This is a genomic window from Microbispora sp. CL1-1 (assembly GCF_012034195.1).
Lineage (GTDB): Bacteria > Actinomycetota > Actinomycetes > Streptosporangiales > Streptosporangiaceae > Microbispora.
Genome location: NZ_JAATEK010000005.1, coordinates 219,258 through 236,588, shown reverse-complemented (window position 1 = coordinate 236,588; position 17,331 = coordinate 219,258). Strand labels below are relative to the sequence as shown.

13 protein-coding genes are annotated in these 17,331 nt (G+C 73.7%); 4 read left to right on the top strand and 9 right to left on the bottom strand.

Going from position 1 to position 17,331, the window contains the following annotated elements; genetic code table 11:
- Positions 1–39: 39 nt before the first annotated feature.
- Both HCK04_RS08765 and HCK04_RS08760 read left to right on the top strand, forming a co-directional pair.
- Entirely contained in the window at positions 40–2,967 is a 2,928-nt protein-coding gene (locus HCK04_RS08765; RefSeq protein ID WP_168065745.1) for a bifunctional glycosyltransferase family 2 protein/CDP-glycerol:glycerophosphate glycerophosphotransferase, read from the top strand.
- Positions 2,964–4,655, top strand: coding sequence for a hypothetical protein (locus HCK04_RS08760; protein WP_168065743.1), 1,692 nt, complete (start codon positions 2,964–2,966; stop codon positions 4,653–4,655). Before HCK04_RS08765 ends, HCK04_RS08760 begins: the two co-directional genes overlap by 4 nt.
- Here the strand turns inward: HCK04_RS08760 and HCK04_RS08755 are convergent.
- A complete protein-coding gene (locus tag HCK04_RS08755; RefSeq protein WP_142646668.1) occupies positions 4,622–6,196 on the bottom strand; it encodes a stealth family protein in 1,575 nt (524 codons plus the stop codon). The genes HCK04_RS08760 and HCK04_RS08755 overlap by 34 nt on opposite strands.
- 155 nt (positions 6,197–6,351) lie before the next feature.
- On the opposite strand from HCK04_RS08755, the gene HCK04_RS08750 reads away from it, so the two are divergent.
- Together HCK04_RS08750 and HCK04_RS08745 are read left to right on the top strand one after the other, a co-directional pair.
- The gene (locus tag HCK04_RS08750) at positions 6,352–7,242 is read left to right on the top strand and encodes a CDP-alcohol phosphatidyltransferase family protein (protein ID WP_142646667.1); all 891 of its coding nucleotides are present in this window, start codon (positions 6,352–6,354) and stop codon (positions 7,240–7,242) included.
- 122 nt (positions 7,243–7,364) lie between these two features.
- On the top strand, positions 7,365–8,405 hold the full coding sequence (locus tag HCK04_RS08745; protein WP_142646666.1) for a sulfotransferase: 1,041 nt from the start codon (positions 7,365–7,367) through the stop codon (positions 8,403–8,405).
- Positions 8,406–8,518: 113 nt separating this feature from the next.
- On the opposite strand, the gene HCK04_RS08740 is transcribed toward HCK04_RS08745, so the two are convergent.
- The 8 genes from HCK04_RS08740 to HCK04_RS08705 all read right to left on the bottom strand — a co-directional run bounded on the left by HCK04_RS08740 (position 8,519) and on the right by HCK04_RS08705 (position 17,321).
- Complete coding sequence (locus HCK04_RS08740; protein WP_142646665.1) at positions 8,519–11,161, bottom strand: FtsX-like permease family protein; 2,643 nt, start codon at positions 11,159–11,161, stop codon at positions 8,519–8,521.
- Positions 11,158–11,841 (bottom strand): ABC transporter ATP-binding protein, encoded by a 684-nt coding sequence (locus HCK04_RS08735; protein WP_142646754.1) that lies wholly within the window; start codon positions 11,839–11,841, stop codon positions 11,158–11,160. Before HCK04_RS08735 ends, HCK04_RS08740 begins: the two co-directional genes overlap by 4 nt.
- A gap of 56 nt (positions 11,842–11,897) precedes the next feature.
- Positions 11,898–12,434 (bottom strand): PadR family transcriptional regulator, encoded by a 537-nt coding sequence (locus HCK04_RS08730; protein WP_142646664.1) that lies wholly within the window; start codon positions 12,432–12,434, stop codon positions 11,898–11,900.
- A 63-nt stretch (positions 12,435–12,497) separates the two neighbouring features.
- Positions 12,498–13,379 carry a pyridoxamine 5'-phosphate oxidase family protein gene (locus HCK04_RS08725; protein WP_142646663.1) on the bottom strand — a complete coding sequence of 294 codons (882 nt, stop codon included), beginning with the start codon at positions 13,377–13,379 and terminating at the stop codon, positions 12,498–12,500.
- A 2-nt stretch (positions 13,380–13,381) separates the two neighbouring features.
- Entirely contained in the window at positions 13,382–13,825 is a 444-nt protein-coding gene (locus HCK04_RS08720) for a VOC family protein (RefSeq protein WP_142646662.1), read from the bottom strand.
- Positions 13,826–14,104: 279 nt separating this feature from the next.
- Positions 14,105–14,692, bottom strand: a complete 588-nt coding sequence (locus HCK04_RS08715; RefSeq protein ID WP_260617168.1) for an ABATE domain-containing protein — start codon at positions 14,690–14,692, stop codon at positions 14,105–14,107.
- Between the two features lie 84 nt (positions 14,693–14,776).
- Complete coding sequence (locus HCK04_RS08710; RefSeq protein ID WP_142616461.1) at positions 14,777–14,983, bottom strand: hypothetical protein; 207 nt, start codon at positions 14,981–14,983, stop codon at positions 14,777–14,779.
- Entirely contained in the window at positions 14,973–17,321 is a 2,349-nt protein-coding gene (locus HCK04_RS08705) for a PspC domain-containing protein (RefSeq protein ID WP_142646661.1), read from the bottom strand. Before HCK04_RS08705 ends, HCK04_RS08710 begins: the two co-directional genes overlap by 11 nt.
- Positions 17,322–17,331: the final 10 nt, after the last annotated feature.

The following is a 17,331-nucleotide window of genomic DNA, read 5'->3' as shown; positions in this document are numbered from 1 at the left end:
GGCCGGTGGCGCGAGGCCGCCCATCGGCATCCTGACGGCGTGACGGTGCCTGTCAGGCTCTCGGTGGTCGTCCCCCTGCACGGCGGGGAGGAACACGCCGAGGAGTGCCTCGAATCCCTGCGCGACCAGACCCTGGACGACCTGGAGGTGATCCTCGTCGGCCGCCCGCGGGGGCTTCGCCCGCCCGACCACAGGTTCACGCTCCTCACGCTCGGCGACGGCGGCGACGACCCCGGCACGGCGCGCAACGCGGGCGCGAGCTGTGCCACCGGGCGCTACCTCGCCTTCGCCGACCCCGGCTCGGTCGTCCCCGCCGACGCCTACCGCGCGCTGGTCGGCGCACTCGACCACACCGGCTCCGACCTCGCCTGCGGCCGGATCCGCACCTGGACGCCGAAAGACCCGGGCCGGTCGTCGGGCCCTGCGCCGAAGCCCAGGCTGCGCACGCACATCACCCGGCACCAGAAGCTGCTGGACGATCCGCGGGCGGGGGGCACGGTGTTCCGCCGGGAGTTCTGGAACCGGCACGAGTTCGCCTTCCCCGTGGGTCTGGGCGAGGACTTCCCCGTGACGATTCCCGCGCACGTGCTGTCCACCTCGGCCGACGTGCTCGGCGACGTGGTCTGCCTCACGCGCGGGTCCCGGCCGCCGGCCGACCCGCTGCGCCGTCTGGAGGCGATGCTGGAGGTGTCGGACCTGCTCGCACGGCACGCGCCGCAGCTCCGCGCGGCCTACGACATGCGCCTGGCGGAGGGGCCCGACCTCGACGCCGTGCTGGAGGCCGTACGCGACCACGTGCCTGACGGCCTCGCCGAGGTGCTGGGCCGCCTGGGCCGCCTGGACCCCGGCGCGGTGGAACGGCTGCCGGTCCTGAGAAGGCTCCAGATCCACTTCGCCGCGCACGGCATGACCGGCGAGCTGGCGGAGCTGCGGACGTTCGCCGCGTCGGAGATCAGGCACCGGGGCGTGCTCCGGCGGGGGCTGCGGCCCCGCCGCTGGTATCTCGACTACCCCTTCCGCCGTGACCCCCGGCTCCCGCGCTCGCTGTTCGACGCCACCCGCGACCTGCGGCTCGTCGCCTGCGTCGACGACGTACGCCACGCGGACGGCAGGCTCGCCCTGACCGGCCACGCGTACATCGCCCACCTGGACAGCCGGCGCAGCCGGATCGAGCTGTGGCTCCAGCGCGGGGAGGAACGGATCACCCTGCCGGTGCACCGGACCCGCAGGCCCGACGTGACCGCGGACTCCCGCCAGTCGGTCGCCTGCCACGACGACGCCGGCTTCGAGACCGTGGTCGCCCTCGACACCCTGCCCGCCGGACGGTGGGCGCTGCACGCGCGGGTCCACGCGCGGGGTGTGACCCGGACGGGCCGGGCGATCGGGGCACCGAGTGAGCGGGTCTTCGACGCCGGGAACGTGCGCGTCTCCCTCACCCGCGACCGCGGGCTCATGCTCGGCCCCCGCACCACCGGCGACCCGGCTCCCGACCCGGGCGGCCTCGTGAGCGCGGTCCGGTGGACGGAGGCAGGCGAGCTGCTCCTGGAGTGGACGGGCCGGTGCCCGGCGGACCGGATCGTGCTGGAGTGCGGCGCCGAACGGCACTCCTGGCCGGTACGCCGAGACGAGGCGACGTGGACGGCCGTCATCGGCAGGACGGCCGAGGGACTTCCGCTCCGCAGCGGCACCTGGCGGGTGGTCGCCCTGTCGCCGGCGGGCGGGGAGGAGCGCGTGCGCCTCAGCCCGGCGCTGATCGCCGACCCGCCGAGACCGCGTGTCACCGGGTTCCACGAGATCGCGGTCCGCACCTCGCGCGACGGCGACCTCAGCCTCGCCGTACGCCCGGCGCTCGGCCCGCACGAGCGCGGGCCGTACGCGACGCGCAGGCGGCGGGCGGCAGCGCCGCGACGCACGGCCCTGCGGAACGCGGCGGTGTTCGACAGCTATGGCGGCGGGCAGTATTCGTGCAATCCCCGGGCCGTCTCCGAGGAGCTGGCGCGCCGCCACCCGGACGTGGAGATCGTCTGGGTCACCAGGGACGGACAGTTCGCGGTCCCCCCGGGCGTGCGGCTGGTCCTGTACGGCTCGCGCGAGCACGAGGAGGCGCTGCGCACCAGCCGCTTCGTCGTGGCCAACCGGCGCACCCAGCCGGGGTGGTATCGCAAGCCGCGCGGGCAGACGGTCGTGCAGACCTGGCACGGCACGCCGCTCAAGCGCCTGGGCCTCGATCTCGACGGCATGCCGTACGCGCAGCGGGTGCCGCGTGACGAGCTGGCGCGGCAGGTGGCGACCTGGGACCTGCTGCTGTCGCCGAGCCCGTTCGCCACCGGCGCGCTGCGCGGCGCGTTCGGCTACGCGGGGGAGATCCTGGAGTCCGGCTACCCGCGCAACGACGCGCTCTTCGATCCCGCACGCGCCCGCGCGGCGCGGCGGCGGCTGGGCCTGCCGGACGGCCGGCGGGTCATCCTCTACGCGCCGACGTGGCGGGACGACGACACCACCGGCCGGCTCGCGCTCGACCCGGTCAGGGCGGCCGGGGCGCTGGGCGACGACGACGTGCTGCTCGTGCGGGCCCACTATCTGATGGCGCGGGACATGACGATCCCGGACGGCGACCGCGTCCGCGATGTCTCCAGATTTCCGGACATGGCGGATCTCTTGGCCGCAGCGGACGTCCTGGTCACCGACTACTCGTCGGCGATGTTCGACTTCGCGTGCACCGGCAGGCCCATGGTGTTCTTCGCCCACGACCTGGAGCGCTACCGCGACGAGGTGCGCGGCTTCTACTTCGACTTCGAGGCAGAGGCCCCCGGGCCGGTGCTCAGAACCGGCGACGACGTGCTCGACGTGCTGCGGCACGGCGATCTGGGGCGGTTCGCGGCGCGCTACGAGCGGTTCGCCCGCACCTACTGCCCCTGGGACGACGGGCACGCCTCGGCGCGCGTGGTCGCGCGCCTGCGGCCATGATCCGCGCCACCCGGCAGGCCGCCGCACAGGCCGCCGCCGGTCGCACGTCCCGGCAGGCCGCCCCCCGTCCGCCTCGCCGTACGGCCGGCGCGTCACGCCGCGCCGTGCCCGCCGCTCCCGTGAGGCGCCCCGCCGGGGAACCCGAACGGCCTGCCCGGTCCGCCGCCGTGATCGTCGTCCCCGCCGTGCTCGCGCTCGTCGTCGGGCTCTGGGACCTCGGCGGGCCGCCGCTGTGGCGGGACGAGGCGGCCACCGTCAGCGCGGCCGGCCGCACCCTTCCCCAGCTCGTGCACATGCTGCAGTCGGTCGACGTGGTGCACGGCCTCTACTACGCGCTGATGCACGTCGTCGCGGGGCTGTCCGGCACGGCCGGGGTGGCGCTGCGGTTGCCGTCCGTCGTCGCGGGCGCGCTGGCCGCCGCCGGGACCGGCGCGATCGGCCGCGCGCTCGGCGTCCCCCGGGCGGGCCTGTACGGCGGCGCGCTGCTGGCCCTCATGCCCATCTTCTCCAGGTATGTCCAGGAGGCTCGTCCGTACGCGCTGACGGCGGCGGCGGCCGTCGGCGCGACCCTGCTGTTGCTGCGCCTGATGCGGTCGCCCACGTCGGCGGTCCTGGCGGCGTACGCGACGGCGCTGACCGTGCTGGCCTACCTCAACCTGTTCGCGTTCCTCCTGGCCGGGGCGCACGGCCTCGCCGTGGTCCTGTCGAGGGGACCGGTGCTCCGGTGGGCGTGCGCGGCGGCCCCGGCGCTGGCGGCCGTGGCGCCGCTGGCCTGGCTCGGCTCACGGCAGAGCGCGCAGGTGGGGTGGATTCCCCGGCCGGAGGCGGCCGACGTCGCTACGCTCGCCGTCCGGCTGTCGGGCGACCTCGGCGGGGCGACCGGACCCGGAGTGGCCCCCCTGACCTGGGCGCTGGTGCTCTTCGGCCTCGTGTACGCCGCGGTCGCGGGCGTCCGCCGGGCGCGCAGCGCGCGGGAACTCCCGGAGACCGCCGTGGGACGGTTGGAAGAGCCGCGGGCCGCTGCGGCCTGCTCCGGTCAGGCGGCGCTCGTGCGGCTGACGCTGCCGTGGCTGCTCGTGCCCGCGCTGGTGCTGCTCGCGGCCTCGTGGGCGATCCATCCCGTGTACGTGTTCCGCTACGTCTTCCACTGCGTCCCGGCGGCGGCGCTGCTCGCCGGGGCGGGCCTCGCCGCGCTGCCTCCCGGTCTCGGCGCGGCCATGCTGACCGCCTGGCTCGGCCTGTCGGTTCCCGGGCATTTCGCCACGCGAGGGCCCGACGGCAGGCAGGACGATCCGCGGCCGGTCATGGCGATGCTCGCGGCCGAGGCGAAGCCGGGTGACGGGGTGCTGTTCGTCCCCGCCAAGGTCAGGAAGTACGAAGCGGTCTATCCGTCGGTCTTCGGCAGGTTGCGTGACGTGGCGCTGGCCCGGTCACCCGAGCGGGACGGCAGCTTCTCCGGCCGCAATGTGGGCCCCCGGGTGCTCGCCGCCCGGCTCGACGGGCTGCGTACGCTCTGGGTCGTCGGCCAGACGGGCAAGCACGCGATGCCCGCCCGCAGGCGCGCCCTGGTCGAGCGTTCGTTCGCCCCGGCCGGCCGCTGGACCTTCCGGGGCATGTTCGTGGACAGGTACGACAGGTATGACCCGCGGCCCGCTCACCGCTCGAACGGCGCCGGGGTGGGGAAGTAGGCCTCAAGGAACCGGCCCAGCAGCGCGTCCTGCTCGGCCGTCGTGGGGGCGGTGTCGTTGAGGCAGAACACGTCGTGCCTGCGCCGGGCCAGCATGCGGCGCAGCTTGGCCGGCGTCTTCGGCAGCGACAGGTCCACGTAGGTGTAGTCGACCGTGCCGGGCACCGCCCGCCCGCTCAGGTAGCCGTAGTAGTGCGCCAGCGAGGACACCACCGAGATGTCACGCGACGTGCGGAACCTGCTGCGCGCGGTCGCCGTGAACTCCGCCGCGAACCGCCCCTCCAGCTCGTACATGACCGACCTGCGCAGCGCGTAGGGCACGTGCTTGAGCTTCTGCGTGATCGTGCGGCCGGTCAGGTTCTCCAGGATGCGCCGGTTGTTCATGCCGGCGGCGTGCACCGGCGACTCCTCGGTCTCCGGCACGCCGAACGGCACGTGAACGGTGCTGGGGAAGAAACGAGTGATCCCGTTGCCCTCGAAGAACGTGCGGGGCGGCAGCGGCCGGCCCAGGAAGAAGTCGTCGTTGAAATAGAGGAAGTGCTCGCTGAGCCCGTCGATGTGATGCAGCTGCGTCTCGATGGCGTGCGAGTTGAACACCGGCAGCACCGACGGGTCGGTGAAGATCTCCTTGTGGTCGACCACCGCGATCATCGGGTGGGTGGTGTCGAGCCACGGCGGCGTCTGCCCGTCGGTGACGATCCAGATCCGGTTGATCCAGGGGGCGTACATCAGCAGGGAGCGCAGCGAATAACGCAGCTCGTCCCTGCTGGTGAACCTGGCCTCCGTGGTCGCCATCTCGCTCGGCGGGGCGCCGGTGCGCAGCGCCTCGGCGCGCTCGGCCTGGTGGCGGCGCGCCCGCCAGGCCGGATCGGCGCCGTCCACCCACGTGTAGACGGCGTCGATCGGGAAGTCGATGTCGTCGAGCAGCCGCCGGACGAACTCGGGCCGGGTGCGGTAGGCGCGGGCCCTGCGGGCGGCGCACGCCAGCGGGGTGAACAGCTCCTCGCCGCCGTCCACGGCGGGGCCGTCGACGGGGACGCGGTCGCAGGCGGGGTTCGGCCTCGGTGCGACCAGCTCGTCGCCCTCCCGGGCCCAGAACTCCAGGTCGCACCCGTGCTCCGGACCGAGCGTCAGTGTGCGCGAGGGGCTGGCGAAATACATGGCCAGCCGCACGACCTTGGCGTCGCCGAGCAGCGCCGCCGCGCGCCGCACCGGGCGCATCCGGCCCGCGTCCGCCTGGCGCGCCCGCTGCCTGCCGTACGGCTGCCGCGACGCGAACAGCGGATGACTGCCGGCCGCGAGCGCGGCGAGGGCGCGGGTGCGGTCGTCCTCGGGCACGGCGATCACCGGAGGCCGGTTGGGCTGCGGGCGCACACAGAAGTACGGCACGGCAGCCTCGCCCAGCAGGGCGCACACCACGTCCAGCGTCTCGCGCTGGGCCTGGAGCGGACCCGCGTCCGCCCGGATGAGAGCGGCGCGCGGCGCGGGCTCCCACGACGGCAGCCGCCCCTGCAGCCGCCGGTACAACGTGACAACGGGCATGGTCTCCCCCTCGACCACGGACTGTAACCGATTGGCGACCGGATTGGCGGTTGGTTTACCCAGATGGGGGAGACGGTCAAGAAGCGGCAATGAGATGCCCTGCCTGTTACCGAAGAGCAGGCCAACGGCTACCCGTTGTAGTCATTCTTGCCTGCATGGGAGGCTTCACGCTGGACGACATACTCGCGACGCGCAAGCCGAGAGACTCGTGGTGGACCGTCTTCATGGTCGATCCGCTCGCCTGCCGGCTCGCGCTGCTCGTGGCCAATCACACCTCGATCACGCCGAACGCACTGACACGACTGTCCATGCTGATCGGCTTCGCTTCGGCGGCGGCCTTCACGGAGGGCATGCTCGTCGCCGGTGCGGTGCTGTTCTATCTGAGCTTCACGGTCGACTGCATGGACGGCAAGATCGCCAGGCTCAAGGGCACGGGGACGCCCTTCGGCCTGTGGCTCGACTACGTCGGCGACCGGGTGCGGGTGGTCTGCTGCGCCTTCGGGTGGGGATTCGGGGAGTACACCCGCACGGGCGACACCGACGTGGTGCTCGCCGCCGTCGGCGTCGTGGTGCTCGACCTGTTCCGCTACATCAACGGCCCGCAGCTCAAGCGGGTCAAGGACGCCACCCGCGCGCTGCTGGAGACACGGCTGGAGGGTCAGTACGTCCTCGCCGAGAGCGTCCTGCGCTCCCGGCCGCGAAGCGAGCTGGAGCAGGCCGCCGCGGAGTTCGAGCAGACCGCCGAGGACACCGGCGCCACGGTGGTCGACCTGCAGAAGGCGTTCCACGCGCGCTTCCCTTGGTATGACCGCTTCCGCGTCTTCCTGGTGCGGCACCGCGTGCGCACCCACGTCGTGAGCGGCATCGAGTTTCACGCCGCGGTCTTCGTCGTGGCCCCGCTGTTCGGAGCCGCGGCCCTGGTGCCGGTCGCGGCCGTGGCCGGCACGCTGCTGCTGACGTTCGAGATGTTCCTGGTCTACCGCGTCTGGCTGGCGTCCCGCCAGGTGCCCCGCACCGCCGCCGAGAGAGAGAAGATCCTCGTCTGACCGGCCTTCTCGGCCTGATGATCCACTACTTGTACGGCGTGACGCCGCCCGCGTCACGAGCCGCGCCCGGGGGGCGGGCGGCGGCGTGACGTCCGGAAATTTCACCACGGGGGATAGAACTCATGCATTCGGACAGACCTGTCTTCGTCGTCGGCTGCCCGCGCTCCGGCACCACCATGCTGCAGCTCATGCTGCACTCGCACCCGCGCATCGCGGTCCCGCCCGAGACGCGGTTCCTCGTCCCGGCCTACTTCTCCCGCAGGGCGTACGGCGACATGCGGCTGGCCGACAACAGGCGCAGGCTGGCGACCTGGATCGCCGAGGGCCGCACCACCAAGTTCCACGAGCTCGGGCTGAGCCGCCCCGAGTTCGTCCAGGCGGCCATGCTCGGCCCGGGCAGCTTCGGCTCGGTCATCGGCATGGTCTTCAAGTGCTACGCCGAGCGCTTCGGCAAGCCGCGCTGGGGCGACAAGCGGCCCAGCTACTACCGGCACGTCGAGATGCTGATGCGGATGTTCCCCGACGCGCAGTTCGTCCACCTCGTCAGGGACGGCCGCGACTGCGTGGCCTCGCTCAAGCAGATGCCCTGGTACAAGGCCGACGCCGTGCACGCGATGGCCAACTGGGCCGAGGCGATCGACTTCGGCCGCCGGCACGCGCGCAAGCTGCCCGCCGACAGCTTCTACGAGCTGCGCTACGAGGACCTCACCGCCGACCCGGAGACCGAGCTGAAGAAGCTGTGCGTGTTCCTCGGCGAGGACTACGACCCGGCGATGTGCGAGCCGCGCCACGTGGCCGAGCTCGCCGTGCCCAAGCACAAGGTGTGGCACAGCAACACGCACGAGGAGGTGACCACCGCCCACTCGGGCAAGTGGGCCTCCCGGCTGGAGCCCTGGGAGATCTCGCTGTGCGAGGAGGTGCTCGCCGATCGGCTCACGGCGTACGGCTACGAGCTGAGCGGCGCGCGCAAGGCCGACCGCGAGCACGTCGCGGCGTTCAAGGCGGCGGCGGCCAAGCGCCGCGCGGCGCGCCTGCGCAAGTACAACCGCGACCGGCTCACCCGGCTGCGCGAGCCCGGTCCGATCGCCGCGCTGCTGACGGAGGGCCAGCGGCAGCTCGCGGGTCTGCCCCAGCAGCGCTCCTACGAACTGCTCCCCCGCTGACGACCCCTCTCGACGATCTCAACCGCCCGGCGGGGGGCCGACCGGCGCACGACGAGGCGTGTGCGTCGCTCGGCCTCCCGCCAGATGCCGAGGGGCCCGCCGGGTTCGTGAGGTCAGGTCGCCCTGCGGCGGGGGAGCGGCAGGCGCGACCGGGTGAACGCGGCGCCGCCGAGTGCGGCCAGCAGGGGGAGCCCCACGACGAGCAGGCCGATGAGCGCCCAGGGGATCGCGATCGTCGGCGCCTCCGCGGGCACGATCGTCGTCACCCCGTCGGGGCGCAGGACCATGGTCGGGTGGGGGATGGGCCGCGAGGCCGCGGCGACGCCCGGGGCGAGGCCGGCGAGCACGCCCGTGACCGAGCCCAGCAGCGCGATCACCAGCGCCTGCCCGGCGACGACGGCCCGCTTCACGCGCGGCGCCGCCCCCACGGCCGACATGGTCTCCAGGTCGGGGCGCGCTTCGACGGCGGCCAGCATGGTCGCGACCGACGTCATCCCCAGCACGAGCACGGCCGCGATGATGCCCAGCACGACCAGGAGAAGCGTGTCGCCGGGCGTCTCCAGAGTCTCGAGCCGCACGGCGGCCTTGCCGGTGATCCGTTCCACCTTCGCGGCGATCCGGTCGGCCGTCGCCCGCGGAGTGCGGAAGTCCGCGGGGTCCACCACGAGCATGCAGGTGACCGCGGCATACCCGTTCTTCGCCGCCGCCTCGGGTGAGACGACCACGCGGGCCCAGCCCTGCCCGGTGGGCCGCACGCCGACGGCGGGCAGGGTGAGCGCCAGAGGCTCCCCTCCGGTCGCGGGTGTCAGCCCGATGCGCACCTCGCCCTGACGGATCACATCGGGGTTGAGCACGACCGGCTTCCCCTCGCGGAGCGCCGCCACCGCGGCGGGGTCCTCGCGCCGCAGCACGTAGCGGAGCAGGTCCTCGCCGCCCACCAGGAATCCGCCGGACCCGGTCGCGTCGAGCAGTTCCACCCGGTTGGTCCCCGAGGCGTCGTCCGGCACGAAGGCGAACAGCGGGGCGCCGGAGCGGGTCGCGAGCATCCGCGCCTCGATCAGCGGCACGCGGGCGGGCAGTTCCTCGCGCACGGCGGAGCGCACGCGGTCCCAGAGTTCTGGAGTGAGGTCCGGCCCGGTCACCTGGAGAGCCCCGGCCGGAGCCTGTGCGTAGTCCAGCACCGATCTCTGCGCGGCCACGCTGTGCCCGGCCACTCCCACCGCCACGAGCGCCACGACCGCGGTCATCACCGCCGCGACGGCGGGCGCCGTACGGCCCCTGTTGCGTACGGCGTCCCGGGCGGCGAACCGGAGCGGCAGGGGAAGCCGGGCGGCGAGCCGGGCCGTCGCCGCGAGGAGCACCGGCACCAGGGCGACCAGGCCGAGCTGGGTGACCAGGGCCGAGGTCGCGGTCCAGGCGATGTCGTGGCCCGCGCTCGCGATCGTCGCCGCCGTGCCCGCGACGACGAGCACGGCTCCCAGCAGCGGGCGGCCCGCCCGCTCTCGGCTCCGCTCGCGCCGGCCCGACAGCACGGCGACGGGGTCCGTACGGCTCGCCGCGACGGCCGGGGCGAGCGCGGCCAGCAGTCCCGCGACGACGCCTAGCACGGCGGTCGTCGCGACCTCGGCCCAGGGGACGCGGAACGGGCCGAGCAGGACCCCGGCCCACCACTCCAGCAGCGGCGTCGCGAGCCGGGACGCGACGACGCCCAGCGCCGCGCCGAGTGCGGAGGCGACCACGCCGAACAGCAGGCCGTCGGCGAGCGCGATCGTCCGCAGGTGTGCGGGGGAGCCGCCCTGGACGGCGACCAGCGCGAACTCGCGCGACCTGCGCAGCCGTCCGACGGCGAAGGCCGGCCCTGCCAGCAGGACGACCTCCAGCAGCATGATCGCGACCCACGGCACGGCCCGCACGGGGTCGGACACGCGCGAGGGCGGCTCGTCCGCCGTGAGCCGGTCGGTGACGGCCCGGCTGACGACCACGAGGCCCTGCGCGTTCAGCCGCCGCACGTCCGCCCACGTCACCGGCCGTGGAGAGTCCACGAGCCAGGCACGTGACATCAGCTCGGGGTCGGCCGGCCCGAAGGCGTCGTCCGGCAGGCTGCCGGGGAAGGTCGCGAGCGTGGGCCCGATTCCCGCCAGGGCGAACAGGGCCACGCCGACGACCCGCACCGGGCGGCGTTCGTCGCCGACGAGGAGCGTCACTCCCGGAGCCACCGCCCGCGCGTCGTCCCTCTTCAGCCGGTCGGCGGACACCACCGCCTCGCCGGGGGCAGCGGGCAGCCTGCCCTCGGTCAGCCGGAAGGTGCCCCGGGACATCGGATCGCGGAGATCGACCTGACGGATCTCTCCCGTCTCGTACCCCTGCGGGGTCAGGTAGCGGAAGGTCCCTCGCGCCACCGGGACGACCCGGCTGCCGGGCGCAAGCAGCGCCGTGACCTCGGCCTGCGTGAACGGCACGTCGCCGGGCTGTGGGGAGACGCCGTTGCCCTGTGCGTCCCGGGTGTTGCCCCATGCGTCCTGGGCGAGGCCCGCCCACCCGTGGGCGCCGGTCACCACCGCGTCGGCCTGCCCGATCGGGTAGTGCTCGCGGTCGCTTCCCGCCGCGGGGAAGAGTGCGGTCAGCGCGAGGACGGCGAGGGCGACCGGAAGCCCGATCATCGCGAGGATCAGCGCGCTGCGCCGTTTCGACCGCAGGGCGTTGCGGCGGGAGATCCGCAACGCCGCTCTCACCCCGCTCGCATGGATCGGGCTCATCGGGCGGTCTCCATCCCCGCGGCGGACGATTCGACGACCTGCCCGTCCTTGAGGAAGACGACGCGGTCGGCCCAGGCCGCATAACGGGGCTCGTGGGTGACCAGCAGCACGGCGGCCCCCGCGTCGGCCCGCTGCCGGAGCACCTGGATGATCTCGTCGCCGCCGCGGGTGTCGAGTGCGCCGGTCGGCTCGTCCGCCAGCAGCAGCCTCCGCCGGCCGACGAGGGCCCGGGCGATGGCGGCCCGCTGGCGCTGGCCGCCCGACAGGTCGTCGGGGAACCGGTCGCCGAGGTCCCCGAGGCCGACCTCCTCCAGCACCGCCGTCGCCTCCGCCCTGGCCTTCGCCGTACGGACGCCGTCCAGCTCGCGCGGGAGCGCGACGTTCTCGGCGACGGTCAGCGACGGGATGAGGTTGAGATCCTGGAAGACATATCCGGCGCTCCTGCGGCGCAGCTCCGCCAGGTGTTTCGGGGACAGATCCCGCAGCTCCCGGCCTTCGAGGACGACGGATCCCTCCGTCGGCCGGTCGAGCCCGCCCGCGAGGTTGAGCAGGGTGGACTTGCCGGACCCGGACGGGCCCATCACCGCGACCAGTTCCCCGGCGGCGACGTCCAGGCTGACGCCCCGCAGCGCGTGGACGGCACCCGTCCCCTCGCCGTGGACGCGTACGACGCCGGTCATGCGCACGACCGGCTCGCCGTCCGGCGCGGGCAACCGGTCCGGAGGTCGGGTTTCGGTCACGGGTTCTCCTCGGAGGAACGGGCGAGGACGGCCTCGCAGTGGTCGAGCCAGCGCTGCTCGGCCTCGGCATGGAAGATCATCGAGTCGATGACCAGACGCTGGGCGGCCTCGGTGGACGCGTCGAGGGTCCGCAGGGCGCGGGTGAGCTCCTGCAGGCTCCGCATGGTCGCTGAGCGCTGCGCCCGGATGACCGCCGCGACGTCCACGCCGGGGGTGGTGACCGCCATCGCGAGCTTGATGACGAGCTCGTCACGGGGCCGGTCGGCCCGGGAGACGGGTTTGGCGAACCACCGGTCGAGCTCGTCACGGCCTTCGGGGGTGATGGCGTAGCGGACCCGGCCCTGCTCGTCCTGGCCGCCCTGGTCGTCGCGGGACACCAGGCCGTCGCGTTCGAGGCGGGACAGCGTCGTGTAGACCTGCCCGATGTTCAGGGGCCAGGTCGTCGCCGTGGACGCCTCGAACTCGGCCCTGAGCTGGTAGCCGTAGCGCGGTCCCCGGCTCAGCAGGGCGAGCAGGCCGTGTCGTACTGACATGGATACTCAGTATGCATACTGAGTATGCCCTTGGCTACTCCGAGCCCCTCGGGGGCGCGTCCCTCACGCACCCCTGACGGGCGGGTTGAACCGGGAAAACTCCTCGAACGCCCAGCGCAGCGGGCTCGCGCCGCTGACCTGGAGCACCCGTTCGACGTCGAACTCCACGAGCCGCTGGGCGCCCGGCACCTCGTGCGGGTCCCAGTCGACCCGCGCCTTGCCGGTCAGGTGCAGCGCGTCGCCGGTGGCCCAGTCGAGGAAGAGCAGTCCGGCGGCGGGGTTCAGCTCCAGGTTGCCGAGGGTCATGTACATGAGGTTGCCCGCGTAGTCGGGCCAGACGAGCCGCCGGGCGTCCACCACCTCGACGAACCCGGGGTTGCCGCCCCGGTGCGAGACGTCCGAGCCGAGCCCGGGCGCGTGCGTCGCGACGAAGAAGGTGTCGGCGGCGCCGATCCACTTCTGCTGGGCCTCCGTCAGGCGGTCTCCGGACCACGACGTCCGCTCGCCGGGCTCCAGGTCATCGATGATCGTCCGCTTCTGCAGATATTTGGGGCAGTTCGAATACACCTGCTCGGTCCGTACGACCAGGCGCTCGCCGTCCCGCCGGGCCCGGCCGTTGACCCGCATCCGGCGCCGGGACCAGGGCTCGATGCCCAGCATGCCGATGTCGTGCTCCTCGTCGAACACGCCCGCGAGCGGCGCGCCGGGCACCGCGTCCACGACGATCGTGCGGTCGCCGGCCGCGGCGGCGAAGCCCGCCCGGCCGGCGAGCGGCGCGGCCCACACCCGGCGCTCGTGGTCCTCCGCGCCGATCACGATCATGCGCTGCGACTCCAGGAACCGCGCGGCGGCCTCCGGTATCTCGGCGCGTACGCGGGCCGATCCGTGCCCCTCCAGCCGGACGCCTGTACGGCGCTGGACCGCGATCTCTCCCGGGTGCCGCATCTCTAGAAGAAACCGCAGGTCGGAACGTCGGACCGGGGAGCGGGGCGGTCGTCGGCGCCGCTCGGCGCGTAGATCTCCAGCCGGATCCCGTCCGGGTCCTCGAAGAACAGGCCACCCGAGGGGCCGCCCTCGCGGTGGGGGACGATGCCGCCGTGGTGGATCGTCGCCCCGGTCTCCCGGACGACGGCCTCCGCCCTGCGTACGGCCTCGATGTCCGGCACCTGGAACGACAGGTGGTGCAGCCCCGGCAGGCCGGCGGCGAACGCGCCCTCGCTCTGCTGCCACAGCGTCAGCACCAGCGTGCCGTCCTGGGCGAGGAAGGCGTAGCGGTGCGCCTCGTCGGCCGACTCCGCGGCGAGGTCGAAGCCGAAGACCTTCCGATAGAAGCCGACCGACCTGTCGAGGTCGGAGACGTTCAGCCCGACGTGTCCCGTGGTGAAGCTCATGACCGCTCCTTCGTCCACAAATTCTAACGGGCTATTCCGTTAGAAGATGACGGCAGACTAACGGAAATCGACGTCAAAGTCCATTAGGAGATGGGTTGCTTCCGGAGCGCGGAGTGGCAGGGCGCGGGCGCGGCGATGGAGAACGGGCAGGGAGAACGGGCCCGGTGAGAGCGGGCCCGGTGAGAGCGGGTCCGGTGAGTGGGCCCGGTGAGTGGGCCCGGTGAGTGGGCCCGGTGAGAGCGGGTGGCGGTCCGAGTGGGAGGGCGGAGGCCCGGGGGTTCAGGCGTTCTTGTGCTGCCGGTAGTGACGGGCCGCGCGGGCGCGGTTTCCGCAGGCCACGGAGCACCACTCCTGGCGCGGGTGCTCCCTGACGAAATACAGCACGCACCGGGGCGCCGGGCAGGCGCGCAGGTGCTCCCGCTGCGGCCCGCCCAGCAGCTCGACGGCGGCGGACGCGAGGGCCGCCCGAAGGCGTACGGAGTCGGCGGCGGTCCGCGCGGGCAGGGTCCGGGCGCGGGGCGCCTCGCCCGGCGGCCATTCGAGCCGGGGGGCAACGGGCACCGCCGCCGCGGTGGCGTTCACGAGATCGAGGGAGGGCTCGAAGGCCGGCAGCCGGGCCGCGTCCGCGCCGCTCGCCGGCCCGGGGGCCACGGCCCGGGCGAACAGCGCGCGGATCGCCTGCCGCAGCGCCACGACCTCGTCGCGCATCTCGGCCGTGGCGACGAACGTGGCGGGGTCGATGCCGAGCTCGGACGCGTGGTCGCCGACCCAGGCGGCAAGGCCGCCGACGTCCTCCAGCGCGTCCACGAGTCCTGACCGGTTCGCCCGGACGGTGCTCACGAATTCCAGGACCAGCAGAGAGGACACCGGTTCAGTCTAACGTGACCGGCCGAGTGAATCCGTGAGACTGGAGGCCGGTCGGAGGCGTCGGCGGCGGATGTGCCGGAGGCGTCAGCGGCGGATGGCCTTGGCGAGGATGGCGACGAAGGCCGCGAACCCCAGCCCGCCGACGAGGACGGGCGCCATGACGACGGCGTCGGGCTCCGGCGCGGTGAGATAGCGGATCCCCATGCCGATGAACAGCAGGCCGCACAGCAGGGACATCCAGTTCGTACGGTGCACCCGGCGCGGACGCTCGGGTCGGGACTCAGGCGCCACGGCGCACCTCCACGTCGCCGAGCCCGGCCTTGACGTACAGCTCGATCGTCGGCAGGTCGCCCTCGACGGGCGTCTCCGGTTCGAGGACGCGGTCGAACTGCACGTCGGTGCCGTCCTCGACCTTGTGGTCGATCCTCACCTCGCCCAGCTTGGCGAAGCCGTGCACCTCCACGCGGGCGGTCGACGGCACGACCACCGTGAGCTGCCCCATCGACACCGAGGCATCGAACCTGACCCGGCCGCCCGGCTTGAGCGTCACGTCGCTCAGGTCGAGCTTGCCCTCACCGATGCCCAGTTCGTACGCGCCGGGTGTCTGGACGACGCCGACGGGATGCCAGACGAAGCTGCCGATCTTGCGGGGGATGCCGTTCACCGTCGAGCTTCCCACCAGCACGAGGGCCACGATCGTCCCCGTGGCGATCAGCCCGGCGCCCCGGCCGACCCAGGCCGCGACCAGCAGGCCCACCCCGATCGTGACGAGGACCGCCCCGCCGACGACCGGCAGGCCGACCGAGCCTGAGCCGGTCCGCTGCATGGTGACCATGATCCCTCCAACGATCAGGGCGAGGCAGATGGTGAGGCCGCCGACGAACGACCTGGGCCGCTTGGCCTTCGGCGGCCGCGGGGGCGGCGGCACGGGCGGGCCGTAGAGGCTGGGCGGAGGAGGATAGGGCGTCCCGTAGGGCTGGTGAGGCTCCCGCCGCGAATAGGGGCCGTGCGGGGCGAAGGGCTCACCGGCCCCGAAGCCGTGCCCGCCTGCGCCGTGCCCGCCTGCGCCATGCCCGACTGCTCCGTGCCCGCCTGCCCCCTGCGCCCGGGTGTCCTGTCCCCGCATGCCCTGCCCTCGCAGGCCGTGGCCGCGGGCGCCGCCGTCGCCGTACGCCCCCGCCCGCGCCTCGCGGGCCAGGTCGGACAGCCGCCGATAGCCGGCGCCGGCCGGAGGCGCGGAGACGGAGGGCCCCGGCGCGCCCGGAGCCGTTCCCGGAGCCCAGCCGGCCGGGCCGCCGGGGCCGGGGGCGTCCGGACCGGGGAGATTCGGGTCCGGGGTGTTCGTCGGGTCGGGGGTGTTCGTCGGGTCGGGGGTGTTCGTCGGGTCGGGGGTGTTCGGGTGCGGGGTGAACGTGCCGGGGGCGGGCTCGGCCGCCAGCCGGGCGAGGGGTTCGAAGGGCCGGGTCGGCGGGTCGCCGTCGGCCCGTCCCACCGGTGCCGTCGCGTCCCTGGAGACGGTCTCCTGGATGAGCGTGTCGTCCACGGACTTCGAGGGCGCCGCCACCGGGTACTGCACGATCGTGTCGTGGACCGCCGTGTCGCCCTCGGACGCGGCCGGGACCGTCCTGTCGTGGATGGCGGTCTCGTCGGCGACCTTGTCCACGGTCGTGTCCGCCGTCGTGTCCGCCGTCGTGTCCGTGGTCGTGTCCGTGGCACTGTCTGCGGATCCGTCCTCAGCCAGGCCGGGGTGTGCCGTGGTCTCCGCGCTGTCGGCAGCCGGACCGAGGTCCGTCGCACCGTCCGAGGCCGGGCGCGGAGCCCTGGAGTCCGCCGTGCTCGCCGCGTTGTCCGTGCCAAGGCCGAGGTCGGCCGTGCCCGCCGCGTTCTCCGCGGCCGGGCGAGGGGCTGCGGGGTCCGCCGTCCCGGTGGTGCCGGCGGTGCCCGCCGCGCCCATCGTGTTCGCCGTATTCGCCGTATCCGCCGTGTCCGCGTTGTCCGTCGTGTCGGCTGCGGGCCGCTGGGCCTGGGCCTGCGGCGCCGCGGTCTCCCGCAGCGGCGTCTCCGCCGCGGGCCTTCCCCCCGCGTACGGCTCCCGCGTGGGCGGCTCGGCGAAGGGCGTGAACGGCGCGAAGTTCGTGGTGGCCCGGGTCATGCCACGCCGTCCGGTCGCCCGCTCGGGCATCGACTTGGCCATCGTCAGCAGGTCGACGCCGCGTGCGTGGGCGGCCATCAGCACGATGGCCAGCAGCGTGCCGACCACGATCGTGCCGCGGTTGATCCCTCCGGACGCGACGTTGATGATCAGGCCGAACGCGAAGACGGCGGCCAGCAGCGCCAGCACGGTCTCGGCGTCGAACATCCGCCGGGTCCACTGCTCCAGATGGCCGGGGCCACCGCTCGGCTGGCGCATCAGCAGGAACGCCGCGATGTACAGCAGGACGCCGATGCCGGAGGCGAGGACGAGCACGCCGAAGCCGACCCGGAAGAGCACGGGGTCCATGCCGGTGAACCTGCCGAGGCCCGCGCAGACGCCCGTGATCATGCGCCCGTCCCTGGAGCGGCTGAGCACCTTCTCGGGCTCGGGCGTGCCGGGGGAGTCGGGAGCGGGTGTCGGTGGTGCCTCGGTCATGGTCCCATCC

Coding starts and splice junctions, on each gene's coding strand:
- HCK04_RS08755 (WP_142646668.1), bottom strand. CDS start 6,196: ATGCCCGTTGTCACGTTGTACCGGCGGCTGCAGGGGCGGCTGCCGTCG.
- HCK04_RS08760 (WP_168065743.1), top strand. CDS start 2,964: ATGATCCGCGCCACCCGGCAGGCCGCCGCACAGGCCGCCGCCGGTCGC.
- HCK04_RS08725 (WP_142646663.1), bottom strand. CDS start 13,379: ATGCGGCACCCGGGAGAGATCGCGGTCCAGCGCCGTACAGGCGTCCGG.
- HCK04_RS08730 (WP_142646664.1), bottom strand. CDS start 12,434: ATGTCAGTACGACACGGCCTGCTCGCCCTGCTGAGCCGGGGACCGCGC.
- HCK04_RS08740 (WP_142646665.1), bottom strand. CDS start 11,161: ATGAGCCCGATCCATGCGAGCGGGGTGAGAGCGGCGTTGCGGATCTCC.
- HCK04_RS08750 (WP_142646667.1), top strand. CDS start 6,352: ATGGGAGGCTTCACGCTGGACGACATACTCGCGACGCGCAAGCCGAGA.
- HCK04_RS08735 (WP_142646754.1), bottom strand. CDS start 11,841: ATGACCGGCGTCGTACGCGTCCACGGCGAGGGGACGGGTGCCGTCCAC.
- HCK04_RS08705 (WP_142646661.1), bottom strand. CDS start 17,321: ATGACCGAGGCACCACCGACACCCGCTCCCGACTCCCCCGGCACGCCC.
- HCK04_RS08720 (WP_142646662.1), bottom strand. CDS start 13,825: ATGAGCTTCACCACGGGACACGTCGGGCTGAACGTCTCCGACCTCGAC.
- HCK04_RS08745 (WP_142646666.1), top strand. CDS start 7,365: ATGCATTCGGACAGACCTGTCTTCGTCGTCGGCTGCCCGCGCTCCGGC.